Here is a 14,433-nt window from a genome sequence, read left to right as displayed (position 1 = left end):
ACCTAGAGGTGGGCGGCGACGTCGGCCGCGGCCTCGGCGCCGTAGGAGTGCTCCACGCGGGCCACGAACTGCTCGTGGGTGAACGTGTACTCCTGGGTTCCGACCGTCTCGACGACGTACGCCGCCAGCACGCAGCCGACCTGGGCCGCCCGCTCGTGGCCGAGGTCCCAGCTGAGGCCCGCGATGAAGCCGGAACGGAACGCGTCGCCTACACCGGTGGGCTCGACGGCCACGACGTCCTTGGCGGCCGCTACCTCGATCGTCTCGGCGTCCTTGCTGGTGATCCGGACACCCTGGGCGCCGAGGGTGGTGACCTGGGTCCCGACCCGCGCGAGGATCTCGTCGGCCGACCACTCGGTCTTCTGCTCGATCATGTGCGACTCGTACTCGTTGGAGAACAGGATCGCGGCGCCGTCGATGAGGTCGCGGATCAGCTCGCCGTCGGAGAAGGCCAGCTGCTGGGAGCAGTCGGAGATGAACGGGTAGCCCCGCTGGCGGCACTCGTGGGTGTGGCGGCGCATGGCGTCGGGGTCGTCGGCTCCGACCAGCACGTAGGTCGGGGTCCCGACCCGCTCGACGATCGGCTGGAGCTCGATCAGCCGGGCCTCGCTCATCGCGCCGGGGTAGAACGACGCGAACTGCGCCATGGTCGCGTCGGTGGTGCACACGAAGCGCGCGGTGTGCCGGCTCGAGGAGATCAGGACCGACTGGCAGTCCACGTTGTGGCGCTCCAGCCAGGAGCGGTAGTCGGAGAAGTCCTCGCCGGCGGCGCCGACCAGGACCGGCCGGAGGCCGAGGCGTCCCATGCCGAAGCACATGTTGGGGGCCACACCACCCCGGCGGATCTCGAGGTCGTTGACCAGGAACGAGACCGAGAGCTTGTCGAGCTGCTCCACCACCAGGGAGTCGGCGAACTTGCCGCCGAAGGTCATCAGGTGGTCGGTCGCGATGGAACCGGCGATCAGCAGAGACCCAGACGTCATGACACGGAACACTACCGACGGGTACTGCTGGGGCTACGCGGCAGTAGCCCCTAGCGTCGGACCATGACGCCATACGAGGAGCTCACGAGCCCCCAGGAGATGCACGCCGACTGCGAAGCGGTCAGCCGCAACCTCCGCTTCGAGGCCCGCCTGGCTCGTGCCGCCGAGAGCGCCGTGCTGCCGGCGCCGAGCATCCACTTCGAGGACTTCCCGCGCGAGATCCCCAAGCGGGAGATCCGGATCTCCGACGCCGCCACCCGGCTGGCCAACGCGCTCCAGCTCCACCTCGACTGACCGACTGACCGACTGAGCCGAGTGTCGACAGGCCCTACTCCTCTCCCTTTTCGGGCCTGTTGGACGAAACAGCCCCCGCCGTGAGTCACGGCGGGGGCTGTTGCTTGGGTCTTGCTGCGCTCAGTGGAAGGAGTCTCCACACGCGCAGGACCCCGTGGCGTTGGGGTTGTCGATGGTGAAGCCCTGCTTCTCGATGCTGTCGACGAAGTCGATCATCGCGCCGTTGAGGTAGGGGACGCTCATCCGGTCGACGACGACGTTGACGCTCTCGAAGGCGGTGACGACGTCGCCGTCGAGCGTGCGCTCGTCGAAGAACAGCTGGTAGCGAAGGCCGCTGCAGCCGCCGGGCTGCACGGAGATGCGCAGCTGGAGGTCGTCGCGTCCCTCCTGCTCGAGGAGGCTCTTCACCTTGGTGGCAGCGACCGGGCTCAGGTTGATCTGGTCGGTGCGGCGCTCTTCGATGGTCTCGAGCTGCTCAGTCATGTGGTGACTCCCAGTCAGTGTGCGGGTTTCTTACCAGTTCAATGGTCGCACACCGGGGGTTATTCCTCTGCCCCCGCCGACACCCTCATGCCTGACCGGGAGTACGAGCGAAGCGAGTACTCCCAATGGAGTGACGAAGTCACTCCACAACTCCCAATGGAACGACGAAGTCGTTTCACCTTGACCACGTGCGTGCGGTCCGTTCGGCCAGGGCCGCCAGGGACCCCGCGGGATCGGCGAACGCGCGCTCCTCCCCCACCAGGTCGACCAGCGAGTACGCCGACTCCACGCCGAGGGCGCGCATCTCCCGCGAGCCGACCAGCACCTGCCCGGCCAGCGCCACGCACGGCCGCAACGCGTCCTGGGCGATGGTGGCGACGCCGTACGGCACCTTGCCGGAACGGCTGGAGAAGTCGAAGGCTCCCTCGCCGGTCACGACCAGGTCGGCCTTGCCGGCACGCGCCGCCAGGTCGACGGCGTCGGCGACCAGCTCGATGCCCGGTGCCCGGGTCGCGCCGAGGAGCATCAGGGCGAAGCCCAGACCTCCGGCGGCTCCGGCGCCCTTCTCCAGCGAGGTACGACGGTCAGTGGCGACGGCGAGCTGCTCGAGGCAGCCGTCGACCAGGAGCATCATGTCCTCGGCCAGCCCCTTCTGGGGGCCGAACGTCTTGGTGGCGCCGAACAGCCCGGTCAGCGTCGTGTCCACGTCGGTGGCCGCGACGAGCACCACGTCGCCCACCCGGGCCCGGGCCGGCGCCAGGTCGACGGACCGGATGCCGTCCAGGTTCATGGGGCCGCAGCCGAGCTCGACGTCGGCGGTGGCGCCCAGCGCCTCGAGCAGGCCGGCGCCCCCGTCGTTGGTGCCGCTGCCCCCGAGGCCGACGACGACGGTGTGGGCACCGGTGTCGAGGGCCGCGATCAGCAGCTCGCCCACCCCGATGGTGGTGGCCAGCTCGGCGCCCTCGCCCTTGGTCAGCTGGATGCCGCAGGCCTGGGCGGTCTCGATGTAGGCGGTGCCGTCGGCGACCAGCACGGTGGCCGGGGTCGGTGTCCCGAACGGGCCCTCGACGGTCACGGCCAGCAGCTCACCCCCGAGGGCGGCGTGGAGGACGTCGACGAAGCCGGGGCCACCGTCGGACATCGGCGCGAGGTCCAGCTCGTCGCCCGGCGCGCGGCGTGCCCAGCCCTCGGCGATGGCGGCGGCCGCCTCGACGGCGGTGAGGGTGCCGGCGAACTTGTCGGGCGCCACGAGAACTCGCATGCGGACCATCCTGTCCGACTCCTAGGGTCGGGACATGACCGAGGTGACGATCAGGCCGATGCGTCCCGACGACGTGCCCGTCGTGGAGCGCCTGAGCGGGGAGAGCTTCCTCGACCTGGACCAGCGCATGCAGCGCCGCTCCTGGCCCGAGCCACAGGACCGCTCCGAGGCGCGGCGCGCGGCGTGGGTGGTCCGCACCCGTCACTTCGTGGAGACCGATCCCGGTGGCTGCTGGGTCGCCGACGACGACACCGGGATGATCGGGATGGCCACCTCGTTCGTGCGCGACAAGACCTGGTGCCTCGCGACGTACGCCGTCCGGCCGGGGTCGCAGTCACGCGGCATCGGGCGCCAGCTGCTGGAGGCGGCGATGCACCACGGCCGGGGCTGCCTGCGCGGGATGCTGTCCGCGGGCAGCGACCCCAGGTCGGCGCGGCGCTACCGGCTGGCCGGCTTCTCGCTGCACCCGCAGATGTTCCTCACCGGCACCGTCGACCGGACCGCGATCCCGGTCGTGGAGAAGGTCCGCGAGGGCACACCGGGCGACACCGACCAGCTGGACTCGATCGACCGGCAGGTCCGTGGGGCGGCACACGGGCCCGACCACGCGCTGATGCAGGGCATGTGGCGGCTGCTGGTGTCCGACTCGACCACCGGCTCGGGCTACGCCTACGTCGACGACCAGAGCCGGCTCCAGCTGCTCGCCGCGACCAACCGGGGCACGGCGTCCCGGCTGCTGTGGGCGGTGATCGCCGACGGCCCCGCCGAGCAGACCATCCCCCACCTGACCGCGGCCAACGAGTGGGCCGTCGACATCGGTATGGCGGTCCGCCTGGAGCTGCACGCGGAGGGCTACCTCGGGCTCCGGGGAATGACGCCACCCTCGCCGTACGTTCACAACGGTGCCCTCCTCTGAGGCTCCGCCTACCGAACTAGGATCGAGCCATGACCACCGTCGACCTCCCCCTCCTGCCACTCGGCCGCGGCGTCGACCTGACGTCCGAGCGGGGTGTGGAGTGTCCGGGTGACCTGCCGCCGGCGTCCGACCCGGCGCTGGTCGAGCGCGCCCGGGCCGCCAAGGACACGCTCGGCGAGCGGGTGTTCGTGCTGGGCCACCACTACCAGCGCGACGAGGTCATCCAGTTCGCGGACGTCACCGGTGACTCCTTCAAGCTCGCGCGCGACGCGGCCGGCCGCCCCGAGGCGGAGTACATCGTGTTCTGCGGGGTCCACTTCATGGCCGAGTCGGCCGACATCCTCACCGGGCCGCACCAGAAGGTCGTCCTGCCCGACCTGTCCGCCGGCTGCTCGATGGCCGACATGGCCGTGCTCAGCCAGGTCGAGGACGCGTGGGACGCCCTCGCGGAGGCCGGCGTCCAGGACGCCGTCGTACCGGTCACCTACATGAACTCCAGCGCCGACATCAAGGCGTTCTGCGGCCGCAACGGCGGCATCGTGTGCACCTCCTCCAACGCCGAGATGGCGCTGGAGTGGGCCTTCGACCAGAAGGCGCACCTCGACGGCGGCGGCAAGGTCCTGTTCTTCCCCGACCAGCACCTCGGCCGCAACACGGCCGTGCTCAAGATGGGCCTGACCCTCGACGACTGCGTCGTGTGGGACCCGCAGAAGCCCAACGGCGGCCTGACCACCCAGCAGCTCGCCGACGCCACGATGATCCTGTGGAAGGGCCACTGCTCGGTGCACGGCCGTTTCACGCCCGAGGTCGTCGACAAGCTGCGCGCGACCGTCCCCGGCATCCAGATCCTGGTGCACCCCGAGTGCACCCACGAGGTGGTCCTCAAGGCCGACCTGGTCGGCTCCACGGAGTTCATCATCAAGACGATCGAGGCGGCCCCGGCCGGCTCGTCGTGGGCGATCGGCACCGAGCTCAACCTGGTCAAGCGGCTCGCCAACGACCACCCGGACAAGAACATCGTCTTCCTCGAGAAGAACGTCTGCTACTGCTCCACCATGAACCGGATCGACCTCCCCCACCTGGTGTGGGCGCTGGAGTCGCTGGTCAAGGGCATGGTGGTCAACCAGATCGACGTCGACGACGAGACCGAGCGCCACGCGTTGGTGGCGTTGCAGCGGATGCTCGACCTGCCGGGCAAGTCCCACCGCGACTGAGGCGGCTCACAGGCCGGGCGCGCCCCACAGGGCCAGCCAGCGCGAGAGGTCCTGCTCGATCGGGATCTCGGCGGCCAGGGTGTCGCGGACCTGGATCTCGAGCAGGTTGTCGCGCTGCTGCGGGCCGCTGGGCGCGAAGGGGTAGAACGACGCCTGCTTGTAAAGGTAGACCAGGCCGACCCGGCGGCCCGACGAGTCGGCGAACGGGACCAGCGAGCACAGCAGGGAGGGCCCGAAGCCCTCGGCCTCCAGGGTGGTGTTGACCGCGTGGAGGTCGGTGCACAGCCCGCCGACGTCGGAGGCCTCGCGGTGGACGGTCAGCCAGGTGAAGCCGAACTCGTCACCGGTCACGGCGACCTCGGGAGCGTCGACGGCACCGGTGATCAGCGCGACGACGTCCTGCTGGGTGTCGGCGAAGCCCGCGCCGGCCGCGGCTCGGTAGCAGACCGAGCCGACCCCGGTCGGCGTCAGCCCGATCGCGGTCTGGAGGGTGATCGCCGCGCTCGGGATGAGGAAGAGGGCGTCGAGGTCGGCCTGCTTGGGCCGCGTGCGTCCGGTGATCGCCTGCCAGAGCCCCATCAGACGGCGCTCATACGGCGGGCCGGCCCAGCTCGGCCTGGATCCTGGCGAGCTGCTCGAGCCGCTGCTCGAGCGACGGGTGGGTCGAGGTGAGCGTGCGCAGCGAGACACCGGCGACCGCGGGGGCGATGCACAGCGCGCTGGCCGCGCCCACCTGGCGCAGGTCGCGCTGGGGGATCTGGTTGATCTCGCCGGTGATCTTCTGCAGGGCCGAGGCGAGCGCGCCGGGCCGCAGCGTGAGGTAGGCGCCGGCCCGGTCGGCCGACAGCTCGCGGTAGCGCGAGAGCAGCCGCAGCAGCACGAAGCTGACGGCGTAGACGACCAGGCTGACGATCAGCACGAGCAGCCACACCGGCATCCCGCCGTTGTTGTCGCGCCGGCCGCCGAAGAAGCCGAGGCCGCCGTACTGCGCCCCCTGCGTGAGCATCCCGGCCGCGATCCCGGCCGACGAGGCGACGGTCATCACGAGGACGTCGCGGTGAGCCACGTGGGAGAGCTCGTGGGCGAGCACACCCTCGAGCTCCTCGGCCGTGAGCACCCGCAGGATGCCGGTGGTGACGCACACGACGGCACGGTCGGGTGAGCGCCCGGTCGCGAACGCGTTGGGTACGTCGGTGTCGGCGATGCCGACGCGCGGCTTGGGCATGTCGGCCAGCGTGCAGAGGCGGTCGATCATGGCGTGCAGCTCGGGAGCCTCCTGCGGGCTGACCTCCCGGGCGCGCATGGCGCGCATCGCCACCTTGTCGGAGGAGGCCCACTGGTAGACCGCGACCCCGATGCCGACGATGCCGATCAGGATGCCCAGCCCGAGGCCGCCGGCGTTGCCCACGACCAGCGCCAGCCCGACGATCAGCGCCACGAAGAGCCCACCGAGCAGGAACATCACCAGGGTCATCCGGGCGGTGAGCCCCGCGTCGCCGACGAACCGTGTCCGAGCCATGGCTCCATTGTGGCCGCGCCGACCAAGCGCCGGCCGAGAGGCGGCTGTGAGCCCGCTGTGGGCGGGTCAGCGACCAGTCAGCGGGGCGTCTCGCCCCCACCCTCGGGCTCGGCGGACTCGATCGCGTCGGGGGCGGGCGCGGCCGTGAGGCCCTTGAGGCGCGCGAGCTCCGCCTCGACCTCGGCCTGCGAGCTCATCGCCTCGAGCTCGCGGGTGATGTCGTCACCGGCGTTGAGCGAGGACGCGTCGTCGAGCGCGCCGGAGGCGATCAGCTCGTCGATCGCGCCGGCGCGTGCCTGCATCTGGGCGGTCTTGTCCTCGGCGCGCTGGATCGCCTGGCCGACGTCGCCCATCTCGTCGCCGATGCCCGACATGGCCTCGCCGATCCGGGTCTGCGCCTCGGCGGCCGTGTAGGTCGCCTTGATCGTCTCCTTGCGGGTGCGGAACGCCTCGACCTTGGCCTGCAGCCGCTGCTGGGCCAGGGTGAGCTTCTCCTCCTCGCCCTGGAGGTTGGCGTGCTGGGCCTTGAGGTCGTTGATCTGCCCGGTCAGCCCGGACCGGCGGGTCAGCGCCTCGCGGGCGAGGTCCTCGCGGTCCATGCGCAGCGCCTTCTCGGCCTGATCCTGCAGCTTGGTGGACTGCTGCTCGAGCTGGGCCACCTGCAGCTCCACCCGCTTGCGGCTGGTCGCCACGTCGGCCACGCCACGACGTACCTTCGACAACAGCTCGAGCTGGCGCTGGTAGCTGTAGTCCAGGGTCTCCCGCGGGTCCTCGGCCCGGTCCAGAGCCTTGCTGGCCTTGGACTTGAAGATCAGGCTGAGGCGCTTCATGAGGCTCATCGGTGGTCCCTCTCGAGGTGGAGCGGTGGGTGCATCGCGGTGCTGTGGGTATGCCCGGCCAGCCTACGACTCCGGCGGTCAGCACCGCGACCACGCGGGTAGGCTGAGCCTGACTCCAGTCCGTCCCACCACCTCGCCGAAGGCCCTTCGTTGTTCCGTCGCAGCAAGTCCGATGCCTCTGCCACCGAGCCCACCCTGACCAAGGAGGGCGGCAAGGGTCGCCCCACCCCCACGCGCAAGGAGGCCGAGGCCGCGGCGAAGGCCCGCGCCAAGGTGCCGCGCACGCGTAAGGAGGTGGCCGCGATGCAACGCTCCGCGCGCGTCGAGTCGAGCCAGAAGGTCCGGGCCGCGATGAAGTCCGGCGACGAGCGCTACTTCATGGCGCGCGACAAGGGCCCCGTACGCCGCTTCATCCGCGACTTCGTCGACTCCCGCTTCTCGGTGGTCGAGCTGATGATCCCGCTGCTCGTCGTCACGATGGTCCTCGGCTACTCCGGCAGCTCGGACCTGCGCAGCATGGGCAACGCGCTGCTGTTCGGGACCCTGCTGCTGGTCATCGCCGACCTGTTCCTGCTGCGCCGCAAGATCCGCAAGGAGCTCACGCGCCGCTTCCCGGGTGAGCCGCTCAAGGGCACGACCTACTACACGATCACCCGGGCCATGCAGATGAAGTTCATGCGCATGCCCAAGTCGAAGGTCAAGATCGGCCAGGAGCTCCCCGAGCACTACACGTGACCGACCAGCAGGCACTCGGCCTGCTGACCGGGCTGGCAGCCGCCGCCCTGTTCGGCGTCGCCGCGGTCGCCCAGGCGCACGCCGTACGCCGGGTGGGGCCGCGCCCCACGCACCTCGCCGGGTTCGTCGCCCAGTCGGTGCGCGACCCGATCACGATGCTGGTGGTGCTGGCCTACCTGGGCGGGTTCGTCCTGCACGCCGTGGTCATCTGGCTGCTGCCGCTCTACCTGGCGCAGACCCTGGTGTCGCTCTCCCTGCCGGTGACCGCGCTGGCGTCGCGGCGCGTCGGCGACGAGCTCGGGGCCAGCAACTGGGGCGGCGTGCTCGCGGTGACGGCCGGCCTGGTCCTGCTCTCGCTGGGCTCCGGGAGCCCCGGCGACGTGCTGACCACGTGGAGCTTCGCGATCCCGGTGGCGCTGGGCGTGGTCGCCCTGTGCGTCGTCGCGGCGTTCACCCGCGGCTGGGGCGGGGCCGCCCTGGGCGCCCTGGCCGGCCTCGGCTACGCCGGCTCCGCCATCGCGGTCCGTGGGGTCGGGCTGCCCGTCGAGCCGGCCGTCGTGGTCACCGCGCTGGCGGTGCCGATCTTCGGCCTGGTGTCGTTCTGGGTCTACTCCTCCGGTATGCACTCCAGCCAGGTCACCAGCACGACGGCGCCGCTGATCGTCGGGCAGATGCTGGTGCCGTCGCTGGTCGGCGTGGCGTGGCTCGGCGACGGCGTACGCGACGGGTGGACCGCCGCCGTGGTGGCCGGGCTGGTGCTGGCCATCGGCGGCGCGGTGTCGCTCAGCCGAAGCCGCGCCTAGCCGAAGTCTCGCCGGGCCGGCGACTGGGTCTTGGCCGGGTCGCGCTCGGCGACGTCGCCCACCACCTCGTCGATCGAGGTCAGGGTCGACTCGTCGAGCTTCACGCCGGCGGCCTTGACGTTCTCGGTGACCTGCTCGGGGCGGCTGGCGCCGATGATCGCGCTCGACACGTTGGAGTTCTGCAGCACCCACGCGACGGCGAGCTGGGCCAGGCTGAGGCCGGCCTCGTCGGCGATCGGCTGGAGCCGCTGCACGCGCTCGAGCACGTCGTCCTTCAGCCAGCGCGAGATCATGTTCGACCCGCCCTTGTCGTCGGTGGCCCGCGACCCGGCCGGCGGCTGCTCGCCCGGCTTGTACTTGCCGGTGAGCGCGCCCTGCGCGATCGGCGACCAGACGACCTGGCCCATCCCGAGCTCCTCGCAGGTCGGCACTACCTCGGCCTCGATGACCCGCCACAGCATGTTGTACTGCGGCTGGTTGGAGACCAGGGGGACGTGCAGCTCGCGGGCCAGCGCGTGGGCGGCGCGGATCTCCTCCGCACGCCACTCCGACACCCCGATGTAGAGCGCCTTGCCGGCGCGGACGACGTCGGCGAAGGCCTCCATCGTCTCCTCGAGCGGGGTTTCGTGGTCGTAGCGGTGCGCCTGGTAGAGGTCGACGTAGTCGGTGCCGAGCCGCCCCAGCGAGCCGTTGATCGACTCCATGATGTGCTTGCGCGACAGCCCGTGGTCGTTGTGCTTGCCCGGGCCGGTGGGCCAGTAGACCTTCGTGAAGATCTCGAGGCCTTCTCGGCGCTCGCCCTTGAGGGCTGTGCCGAGCACGGTCTCCGCGGCGGTGTTGGCGTAGACGTCGGCCGTGTCGAAGGTGGTGATCCCCTCGTCGAGGGCCTGCCGCACGCACGCCAGCGCGGCGTCCTCCTCTACCTGGGACCCGTGGGTCAGCCAGTTGCCGTACGAGATGGCCGAGATCTTCAGGCCGCTTGCTCCGAGGTTACGAATCTCCATGCCCCCGACACTAGGAGGGCGGCCCCAACGCCGCACACCTACCCTGGGCGCGTGGACTTCGACCAGCCGCCGGTACGCCGGGTCGAGGTGGCGCCCGGTCACGGCCTGCGGGAGCGCGACTGGCCGATGTCGCTGCCCGCGGTGCGACACCTGGCGCGGGACGGCCTGGACCTCGCGCGCGGAGTCACGTTCCTCGTCGGCGAGAACGGCTCGGGCAAGTCCACGCTGGTCGAGGCCGTCGCCGCGGCCTACGGCCTCTCCCCGGAGGGCGGCTCCACCCACAGCCGGCACTCCACCCGCAAGACGGAGTCACCCCTGCGCGACGCCCTCGTCGTCCGGCGTGGTCTCGCGGCCAGCAAGTGGGGGTTCTTCCTCCGGGCGGAGACGATGCACGGCTAGTACACCTACCTGGAGGAGATCAGCCGCGACGACCTCGGGGGCAGCAACGACCCGGTCTTCCACGAGCTCAGTCACGGCGAGTCGTTCCTCGCGGTGCTGGAGCACCGCTTCCGGTCCGACGGCTTCTACTGCCTCGACGAGCCCGAGGCCGCCCTCTCGTTCTCCTCGACCCTGGCCCTGATCGCGGTACTCCAGCGGGTCACCGCCGCGGGCGGGCAGGTGCTGTGCGCGACCCACTCCCCCGTGCTGGCCGCGCTGCCGGGCGCCCGGATCCTCGAGGTCGGCGAATGGGGGCTGCGGGAGACCGCGTGGCAGGACCTCCAGCTCGTCGATCACTGGCGCCGTTTCCTTGATCGCCCTGACGTCTACCTGCGCCACCTCGTCGACGACTGAGCGGCGGGTGGCAGGATGCTGCGGTGAGCAGCCCTACCGCCGACGTGTCCGTGCGCATCGCGTGGAGCGACGACGCGGGCGCCATCGCCGCGCTGCAGCTGCGCACGTGGCAGGAGCAGTACGCCGGTCTGGTGCCGGCCGAGGCGCTGCCCAGCGACGTGGCGGCCGCGACGGCGGCGTGGCAGGAGTCGCTGCGCAAGCCGCAGGACGCCCGCAACCGCGTCCTGGTGGCGCTGGAGCGCAACCGGGTCGTGGGGTTCACGATCACCGGGCCGGCGACCGACCCCGACTGCGACCCGGTCGCCGACGGCGAGCTCCAGGAGCTCACCGTCGACCCGGGCGAGCGCGGCAAGGGCCACGGCTCGCGGCTGCTCCAGGCCGCCATCGACACCCTGCTCGCCGACCGCTTCGGCCGGGCCGTGACCTGGACCGTGGCCACCGACGACGCCCTGCGGGTCTTCCTCAGTGAGGCCGGCTGGGCCCCGGACGGCGCTCACCGCACGCTCGACCTCGACGGCAGCGGCACCACGCTGGTCAAGCAGGTGCGGCTCCACACGGCCTTCTCATGAGTGAGGGGCTCGCCGGGAGCGGTGAGCCCGAGGACCACCGCCAGATCGTGCGTGACAGCCTCGGGGTCGGGCTCGCCACCGGCACCTACGGCATCTCGTTCGGCGCGGTCTCGGTCGCCTCCGGACTCGACGTGGCTCAGACCTGCGTCCTGTCCCTCCTGATGTTCACCGGCGCCTCGCAGTTCGCCCTGGTCGGCGTCCTCGCCTCCGGCGGCGCGCCCCTCTCCGGCGCGCTGACCGCCCTGCTGCTCGGCACCCGCAACACCCTCTACGGCCTGCGCCTGGCGCCGCTGCTGGTCTGGACGGGACGCCGCCGGCTGGCCGCCGCGCACCTGCTCATCGACGAGTCGACGGCGATGAGCGTGACCCGGACGACGACGCCCGGCGCCCGCACCGGCTTCCTGACCACCGGGCTGAGCATCTTCGTGCTGTGGAACCTCTTCACCCTCGTCGGCGCCGTGGCGGGTACGGCGATCGGGGACCCGCGGACCTACGGCCTCGACGCCGCCGTCGGTGCGGCGTTCCTCGCGCTGCTCTGGCCACGACTGAGGGAGCGCCGCAACCTGCTCGTCGGACTGCTGGCGGCCATGGTGGCCCTGGGCATGGTGCCCGTGACCGCGGCCGGGGTGCCGGTGCTCGTGGCCGGCGGGGTCGCCCTGCTGGTCGGCGCGCTAGGGCGCTGGGAGGTGCGGCGGTGACCTGGCTGGCGATCCTCGCGGCGGGAGTCGGGTGCTACCTGCTCAAGCTCGCCGGGCTCTCGGTGCCCTCGCGGGTGCTGGAGCGACCGGTGGTGGCGCGGGTGGCCGACCTGATCCCGGTGGCTCTGCTCGCGGCCCTGATCGCGATCCAGGTCTTCACCCGGGGGCCTGACCTGGTCCTCGACGCACGAGCAGCAGCCCTCGCCGTGGCGGTCGGGCTGCTGCTGGTTCGTGCTCCGTTCCTGGTGGTGGTGTTCGGTGCCGCGGCAGCGGCGGCGCTGCTGCGCCTCCTCTGAGCACCGCCGCAAGCGGCACCGAACACCACGCGTCAGACCGGCTGGACGGCTCCGAGCACCTGGAGGATCTCCTCCGGCGTCCGCGCCGCCTCGAGCCGCGCGACCTGGGCGTCGTCGAGGAAGACCTCGGCGATCCGGCCGAGCAGCTTGAGGTGGTCGTCACCGAGGGCGGCGATGCCCACGACGAACTTCACCGGCTTGTTCTTCCAGTCGACCGCGTCCGTGTAGCGCACGAACGAGATCGCGGTGCGGCGCACCGACGACTTCGCCTCGTTGGTGCCGTGCGGGATCGCGAGACCGTTGCCCATGAACGTCGAGACCGAGGCTTCGCGGTCATGCATCGCGTCGACGTACGCCGCATCGACGGCGCCGGCGTTGAGCAACAGGTGCCCGGCCCGGGTGATCGCAGCGGCCCGGTCCTCGACCGGGACGTCGAGCACGATCGACTCGGGGTCGAGCAGCACGCCGACGCCCGGGTCGTCCGAGTCAGCCGTGGCGGGGACGGAACCGCCGGCCCCGTTGGCCTTCTCGACCAGCTCGACGATCTCGTCGTAGCGCGGGCTGTTCATGAAGTTGTCGACCGACACGTGGATCGCCGAGCCCGTCTTCTGCTTCGCCCGGGTGGTGAGGTCCTGGTGGGTCACCACCAGGTCGTAGGTGTCGGTGAGGTTGGAGATCGCCTTGTTGACGACCGTGACCTCCGGGAAGCCCGCGCCGTGGATCTTCTTGCGCAGCACCGAGGCGCCCATGGCCGACGAGCCCATGCCGGCGTCGCAGGCGAACACGATGGAGCTGATCCGACCGCTGGGGGTCGAGGTCGCGCCGAGCGAACCGGCCACCGACGACTTCTTGCCCTTCATCGACTCCATGCTGGCGGCCGCGGCGGCGAGGTCACCCTCGTCGGAGTCCCGGTCCATACGGAGCAGGAAGGCCGCGACCAGGAACGTGACCGTCGCCGAGGAGACCACCGAGAGCGTCACCCCGATGAAGCTGTCAGCCGGCACCTGGAGCCACACGGCGATGATCGAGCCTGGTGCCGCAGGAGCGCGGAGCCCGGAGTCGAAGATGACGTTGGTCAGCACGCCGGTCATGCCGCCCGCGATGACCGCGAGGATCAGCTTGGGCTTCATCAGGACGAACGGGAAGTAGATCTCGTGGATGCCGCCGACGAACTGGATGAGCATGGCGCCCGGCGCGGAGGCCCGCGCGATGCCCGTGCCGAAGACGGCGAAGGCGAGCAGCAGCCCGAGTCCGGGGCCGGGGTTGGCCTCGATCAGGAACAGGATGGACTTGCCGTCCTCGACCGCCTCGGTGGTGCCGAGCGGGGTGAACACCCCGTGGTTGATGGCGTTGTTGAGGAACAGGATCTTGGCCGGCTCGACGAAGATCGAGGTCAGCGGCAGCAGGCTGTTGTCGACCAGGAAGTCAACGACGTCCTCGGCCACGTTGGAGAAGGCCTTGACGAACGGCCCCGCGACGAGGAACCCGAAGATCGCCAGGATCATGCCCCAGATCCCGGCCGAGAAGTTGTTGACCAGCATCTCGAAGCCGGGCTTGATCTTGCCGTCCCACAGCGCGTCGATCTTCTTCATCGACCAGCCACCGAGCGGGCCCATGATCATCGCGCCGAGGAACATCGGCACGTCGGTGCCGGTGATCGCACCGGTCGTGGCGATGGCGCCGACGACGCCACCGCGGACGTCACCGTCGTACATCATCCGGCCACCGGTGAAGCCGATCAGGATCGGCAGCAGGTAGGTGATCATCGGGCCGACGATCCCGGGCTGGTCGGCGCCGGAGCCCCAGGCGCCAAGGTCCTCGACGAAGCCGTAGCCGCCTTCGTAGCCGAAGATCTTGTCGCCGATGAGGGTGATCCAGCCGACCTCGATGAACAGGGCGGTGATCAGGCCCCAGGCGATGAACGCCCCGATGTTGGGCAGGACCATGTTCGACAAGAACGTGCCGAACCGTTGAACGTGGAGTCGGGCCCCGCTGGTAGCGGGGGCCGGTTGAGTCGTCGTTGACAT

Annotated in this window: 18 protein-coding genes; 10 read left to right on the top strand and 8 right to left on the bottom strand. The window is 70.8% G+C overall.

Annotated features, from left to right (window positions below; translation table 11 throughout):
- Nucleotides 1-2 precede the first annotated feature (2 nt).
- Nucleotides 3-983 (bottom strand): carbohydrate kinase family protein, encoded by a 981-nt coding sequence (locus BLR90_RS01310; protein WP_091021848.1) that lies wholly within the window; start codon nucleotides 981-983, stop codon nucleotides 3-5.
- Between the two features lie 63 nt (nucleotides 984-1,046).
- Between BLR90_RS01310 and BLR90_RS01305 the strand changes: the two genes are divergently transcribed.
- Entirely contained in the window at nucleotides 1,047-1,277 is a 231-nt protein-coding gene (locus BLR90_RS01305; protein WP_091021846.1) for a hypothetical protein, read from the top strand.
- A 120-nt stretch (nucleotides 1,278-1,397) separates the two neighbouring features.
- Here the strand turns inward: BLR90_RS01305 and erpA are convergent, their stop codons facing one another.
- Both erpA and BLR90_RS01295 read right to left on the bottom strand, forming a co-directional pair.
- On the bottom strand, nucleotides 1,398-1,760 hold the full coding sequence (gene erpA, locus BLR90_RS01300) for an iron-sulfur cluster insertion protein ErpA (RefSeq protein WP_091021845.1): 363 nt from the start codon (nucleotides 1,758-1,760) through the stop codon (nucleotides 1,398-1,400).
- A 175-nt stretch (nucleotides 1,761-1,935) separates the two neighbouring features.
- Nucleotides 1,936-3,021, bottom strand: a complete 1,086-nt coding sequence (locus tag BLR90_RS01295) for a glycerate kinase family protein (RefSeq protein ID WP_091021844.1) — start codon at nucleotides 3,019-3,021, stop codon at nucleotides 1,936-1,938.
- Nucleotides 3,022-3,055: 34 nt separating this feature from the next.
- Here BLR90_RS01295 and BLR90_RS01290 point away from each other — a divergent pair, with 34 nt between their 5' ends.
- The gene (locus BLR90_RS01290) at nucleotides 3,056-3,937 is read left to right on the top strand and encodes a GNAT family N-acetyltransferase (protein WP_091021842.1); all 882 of its coding nucleotides are present in this window, start codon (nucleotides 3,056-3,058) and stop codon (nucleotides 3,935-3,937) included.
- Between the two features lie 29 nt (nucleotides 3,938-3,966).
- Nucleotides 3,967-5,151, top strand: coding sequence for a quinolinate synthase NadA (gene nadA, locus BLR90_RS01285; RefSeq protein WP_091021840.1), 1,185 nt, complete (start codon nucleotides 3,967-3,969; stop codon nucleotides 5,149-5,151).
- 6 nt (nucleotides 5,152-5,157) lie between these two features.
- Here the strand turns inward: nadA and pspAB are convergent, their stop codons facing one another.
- The 3 genes from pspAB to BLR90_RS01270 all read right to left on the bottom strand — a co-directional run bounded on the left by pspAB (nucleotide 5,158) and on the right by BLR90_RS01270 (nucleotide 7,509).
- Nucleotides 5,158-5,730, bottom strand: coding sequence for a PspA-associated protein PspAB (gene pspAB / locus BLR90_RS01280; protein WP_091021839.1), 573 nt, complete (start codon nucleotides 5,728-5,730; stop codon nucleotides 5,158-5,160).
- A 10-nt stretch (nucleotides 5,731-5,740) separates the two neighbouring features.
- Nucleotides 5,741-6,670, bottom strand: a complete 930-nt coding sequence (htpX, locus tag BLR90_RS01275; protein WP_091021837.1) for a zinc metalloprotease HtpX — start codon at nucleotides 6,668-6,670, stop codon at nucleotides 5,741-5,743.
- A 77-nt stretch (nucleotides 6,671-6,747) separates the two neighbouring features.
- Nucleotides 6,748-7,509 (bottom strand): PspA/IM30 family protein, encoded by a 762-nt coding sequence (locus BLR90_RS01270; protein WP_091021835.1) that lies wholly within the window; start codon nucleotides 7,507-7,509, stop codon nucleotides 6,748-6,750.
- 150 nt (nucleotides 7,510-7,659) lie between these two features.
- Between BLR90_RS01270 and BLR90_RS01265 the strand changes: the two genes are divergently transcribed.
- Both BLR90_RS01265 and BLR90_RS01260 read left to right on the top strand, forming a co-directional pair.
- Nucleotides 7,660-8,244 (top strand): DUF3043 domain-containing protein, encoded by a 585-nt coding sequence (locus BLR90_RS01265; RefSeq protein ID WP_091021833.1) that lies wholly within the window; start codon nucleotides 7,660-7,662, stop codon nucleotides 8,242-8,244.
- Entirely contained in the window at nucleotides 8,241-9,047 is an 807-nt protein-coding gene (locus tag BLR90_RS01260) for a hypothetical protein (RefSeq protein ID WP_091021831.1), read from the top strand. Before BLR90_RS01265 ends, BLR90_RS01260 begins: the two co-directional genes overlap by 4 nt.
- On the opposite strand, the gene BLR90_RS01255 is transcribed toward BLR90_RS01260, so the two are convergent.
- Nucleotides 9,044-10,051 carry an aldo/keto reductase family protein gene (locus tag BLR90_RS01255; RefSeq protein WP_091021829.1) on the bottom strand — a complete coding sequence of 336 codons (1,008 nt, stop codon included), beginning with the start codon at nucleotides 10,049-10,051 and terminating at the stop codon, nucleotides 9,044-9,046. The genes BLR90_RS01260 and BLR90_RS01255 overlap by 4 nt on opposite strands.
- Before the next feature lie 51 nt (nucleotides 10,052-10,102).
- Here BLR90_RS01255 and BLR90_RS21375 point away from each other — a divergent pair, with 51 nt between their 5' ends.
- The 5 genes from BLR90_RS21375 to BLR90_RS01235 all read left to right on the top strand — a co-directional run bounded on the left by BLR90_RS21375 (nucleotide 10,103) and on the right by BLR90_RS01235 (nucleotide 12,406).
- Entirely contained in the window at nucleotides 10,103-10,450 is a 348-nt protein-coding gene (locus BLR90_RS21375) for an AAA family ATPase (protein ID WP_245715089.1), read from the top strand.
- Nucleotides 10,451-10,543: 93 nt separating this feature from the next.
- A complete protein-coding gene (locus BLR90_RS21370) occupies nucleotides 10,544-10,843 on the top strand; it encodes an AAA family ATPase (RefSeq protein WP_245715088.1) in 300 nt (99 codons plus the stop codon).
- 23 nt (nucleotides 10,844-10,866) lie between these two features.
- Nucleotides 10,867-11,412, top strand: a complete 546-nt coding sequence (locus BLR90_RS01245; protein WP_091021828.1) for a GNAT family N-acetyltransferase — start codon at nucleotides 10,867-10,869, stop codon at nucleotides 11,410-11,412.
- Complete coding sequence (locus tag BLR90_RS01240; protein ID WP_091021826.1) at nucleotides 11,409-12,110, top strand: AzlC family ABC transporter permease; 702 nt, start codon at nucleotides 11,409-11,411, stop codon at nucleotides 12,108-12,110. The genes BLR90_RS01245 and BLR90_RS01240 overlap by 4 nt, the downstream gene beginning before the upstream one ends.
- Nucleotides 12,107-12,406 (top strand): AzlD domain-containing protein, encoded by a 300-nt coding sequence (locus tag BLR90_RS01235; RefSeq protein ID WP_091021824.1) that lies wholly within the window; start codon nucleotides 12,107-12,109, stop codon nucleotides 12,404-12,406. Before BLR90_RS01240 ends, BLR90_RS01235 begins: the two co-directional genes overlap by 4 nt.
- A gap of 32 nt (nucleotides 12,407-12,438) precedes the next feature.
- Here the strand turns inward: BLR90_RS01235 and BLR90_RS01230 are convergent, their stop codons facing one another.
- Nucleotides 12,439-14,352, bottom strand: coding sequence for a PTS mannitol transporter subunit IICBA (locus tag BLR90_RS01230; protein ID WP_245715087.1), 1,914 nt, complete (start codon nucleotides 14,350-14,352; stop codon nucleotides 12,439-12,441).
- Nucleotides 14,353-14,433 lie beyond the last annotated feature (81 nt).

Origin of the sequence: Nocardioides szechwanensis (assembly GCF_900103935.1) — a bacterium.
In the GTDB taxonomy this organism is placed as follows: Bacteria; Actinomycetota; Actinomycetes; order Propionibacteriales; family Nocardioidaceae; genus Nocardioides; species Nocardioides szechwanensis.
The sequence above is the reverse complement of the archived record's forward strand: the minus strand, read 5'-3'. Positions and strand labels throughout refer to the sequence as shown.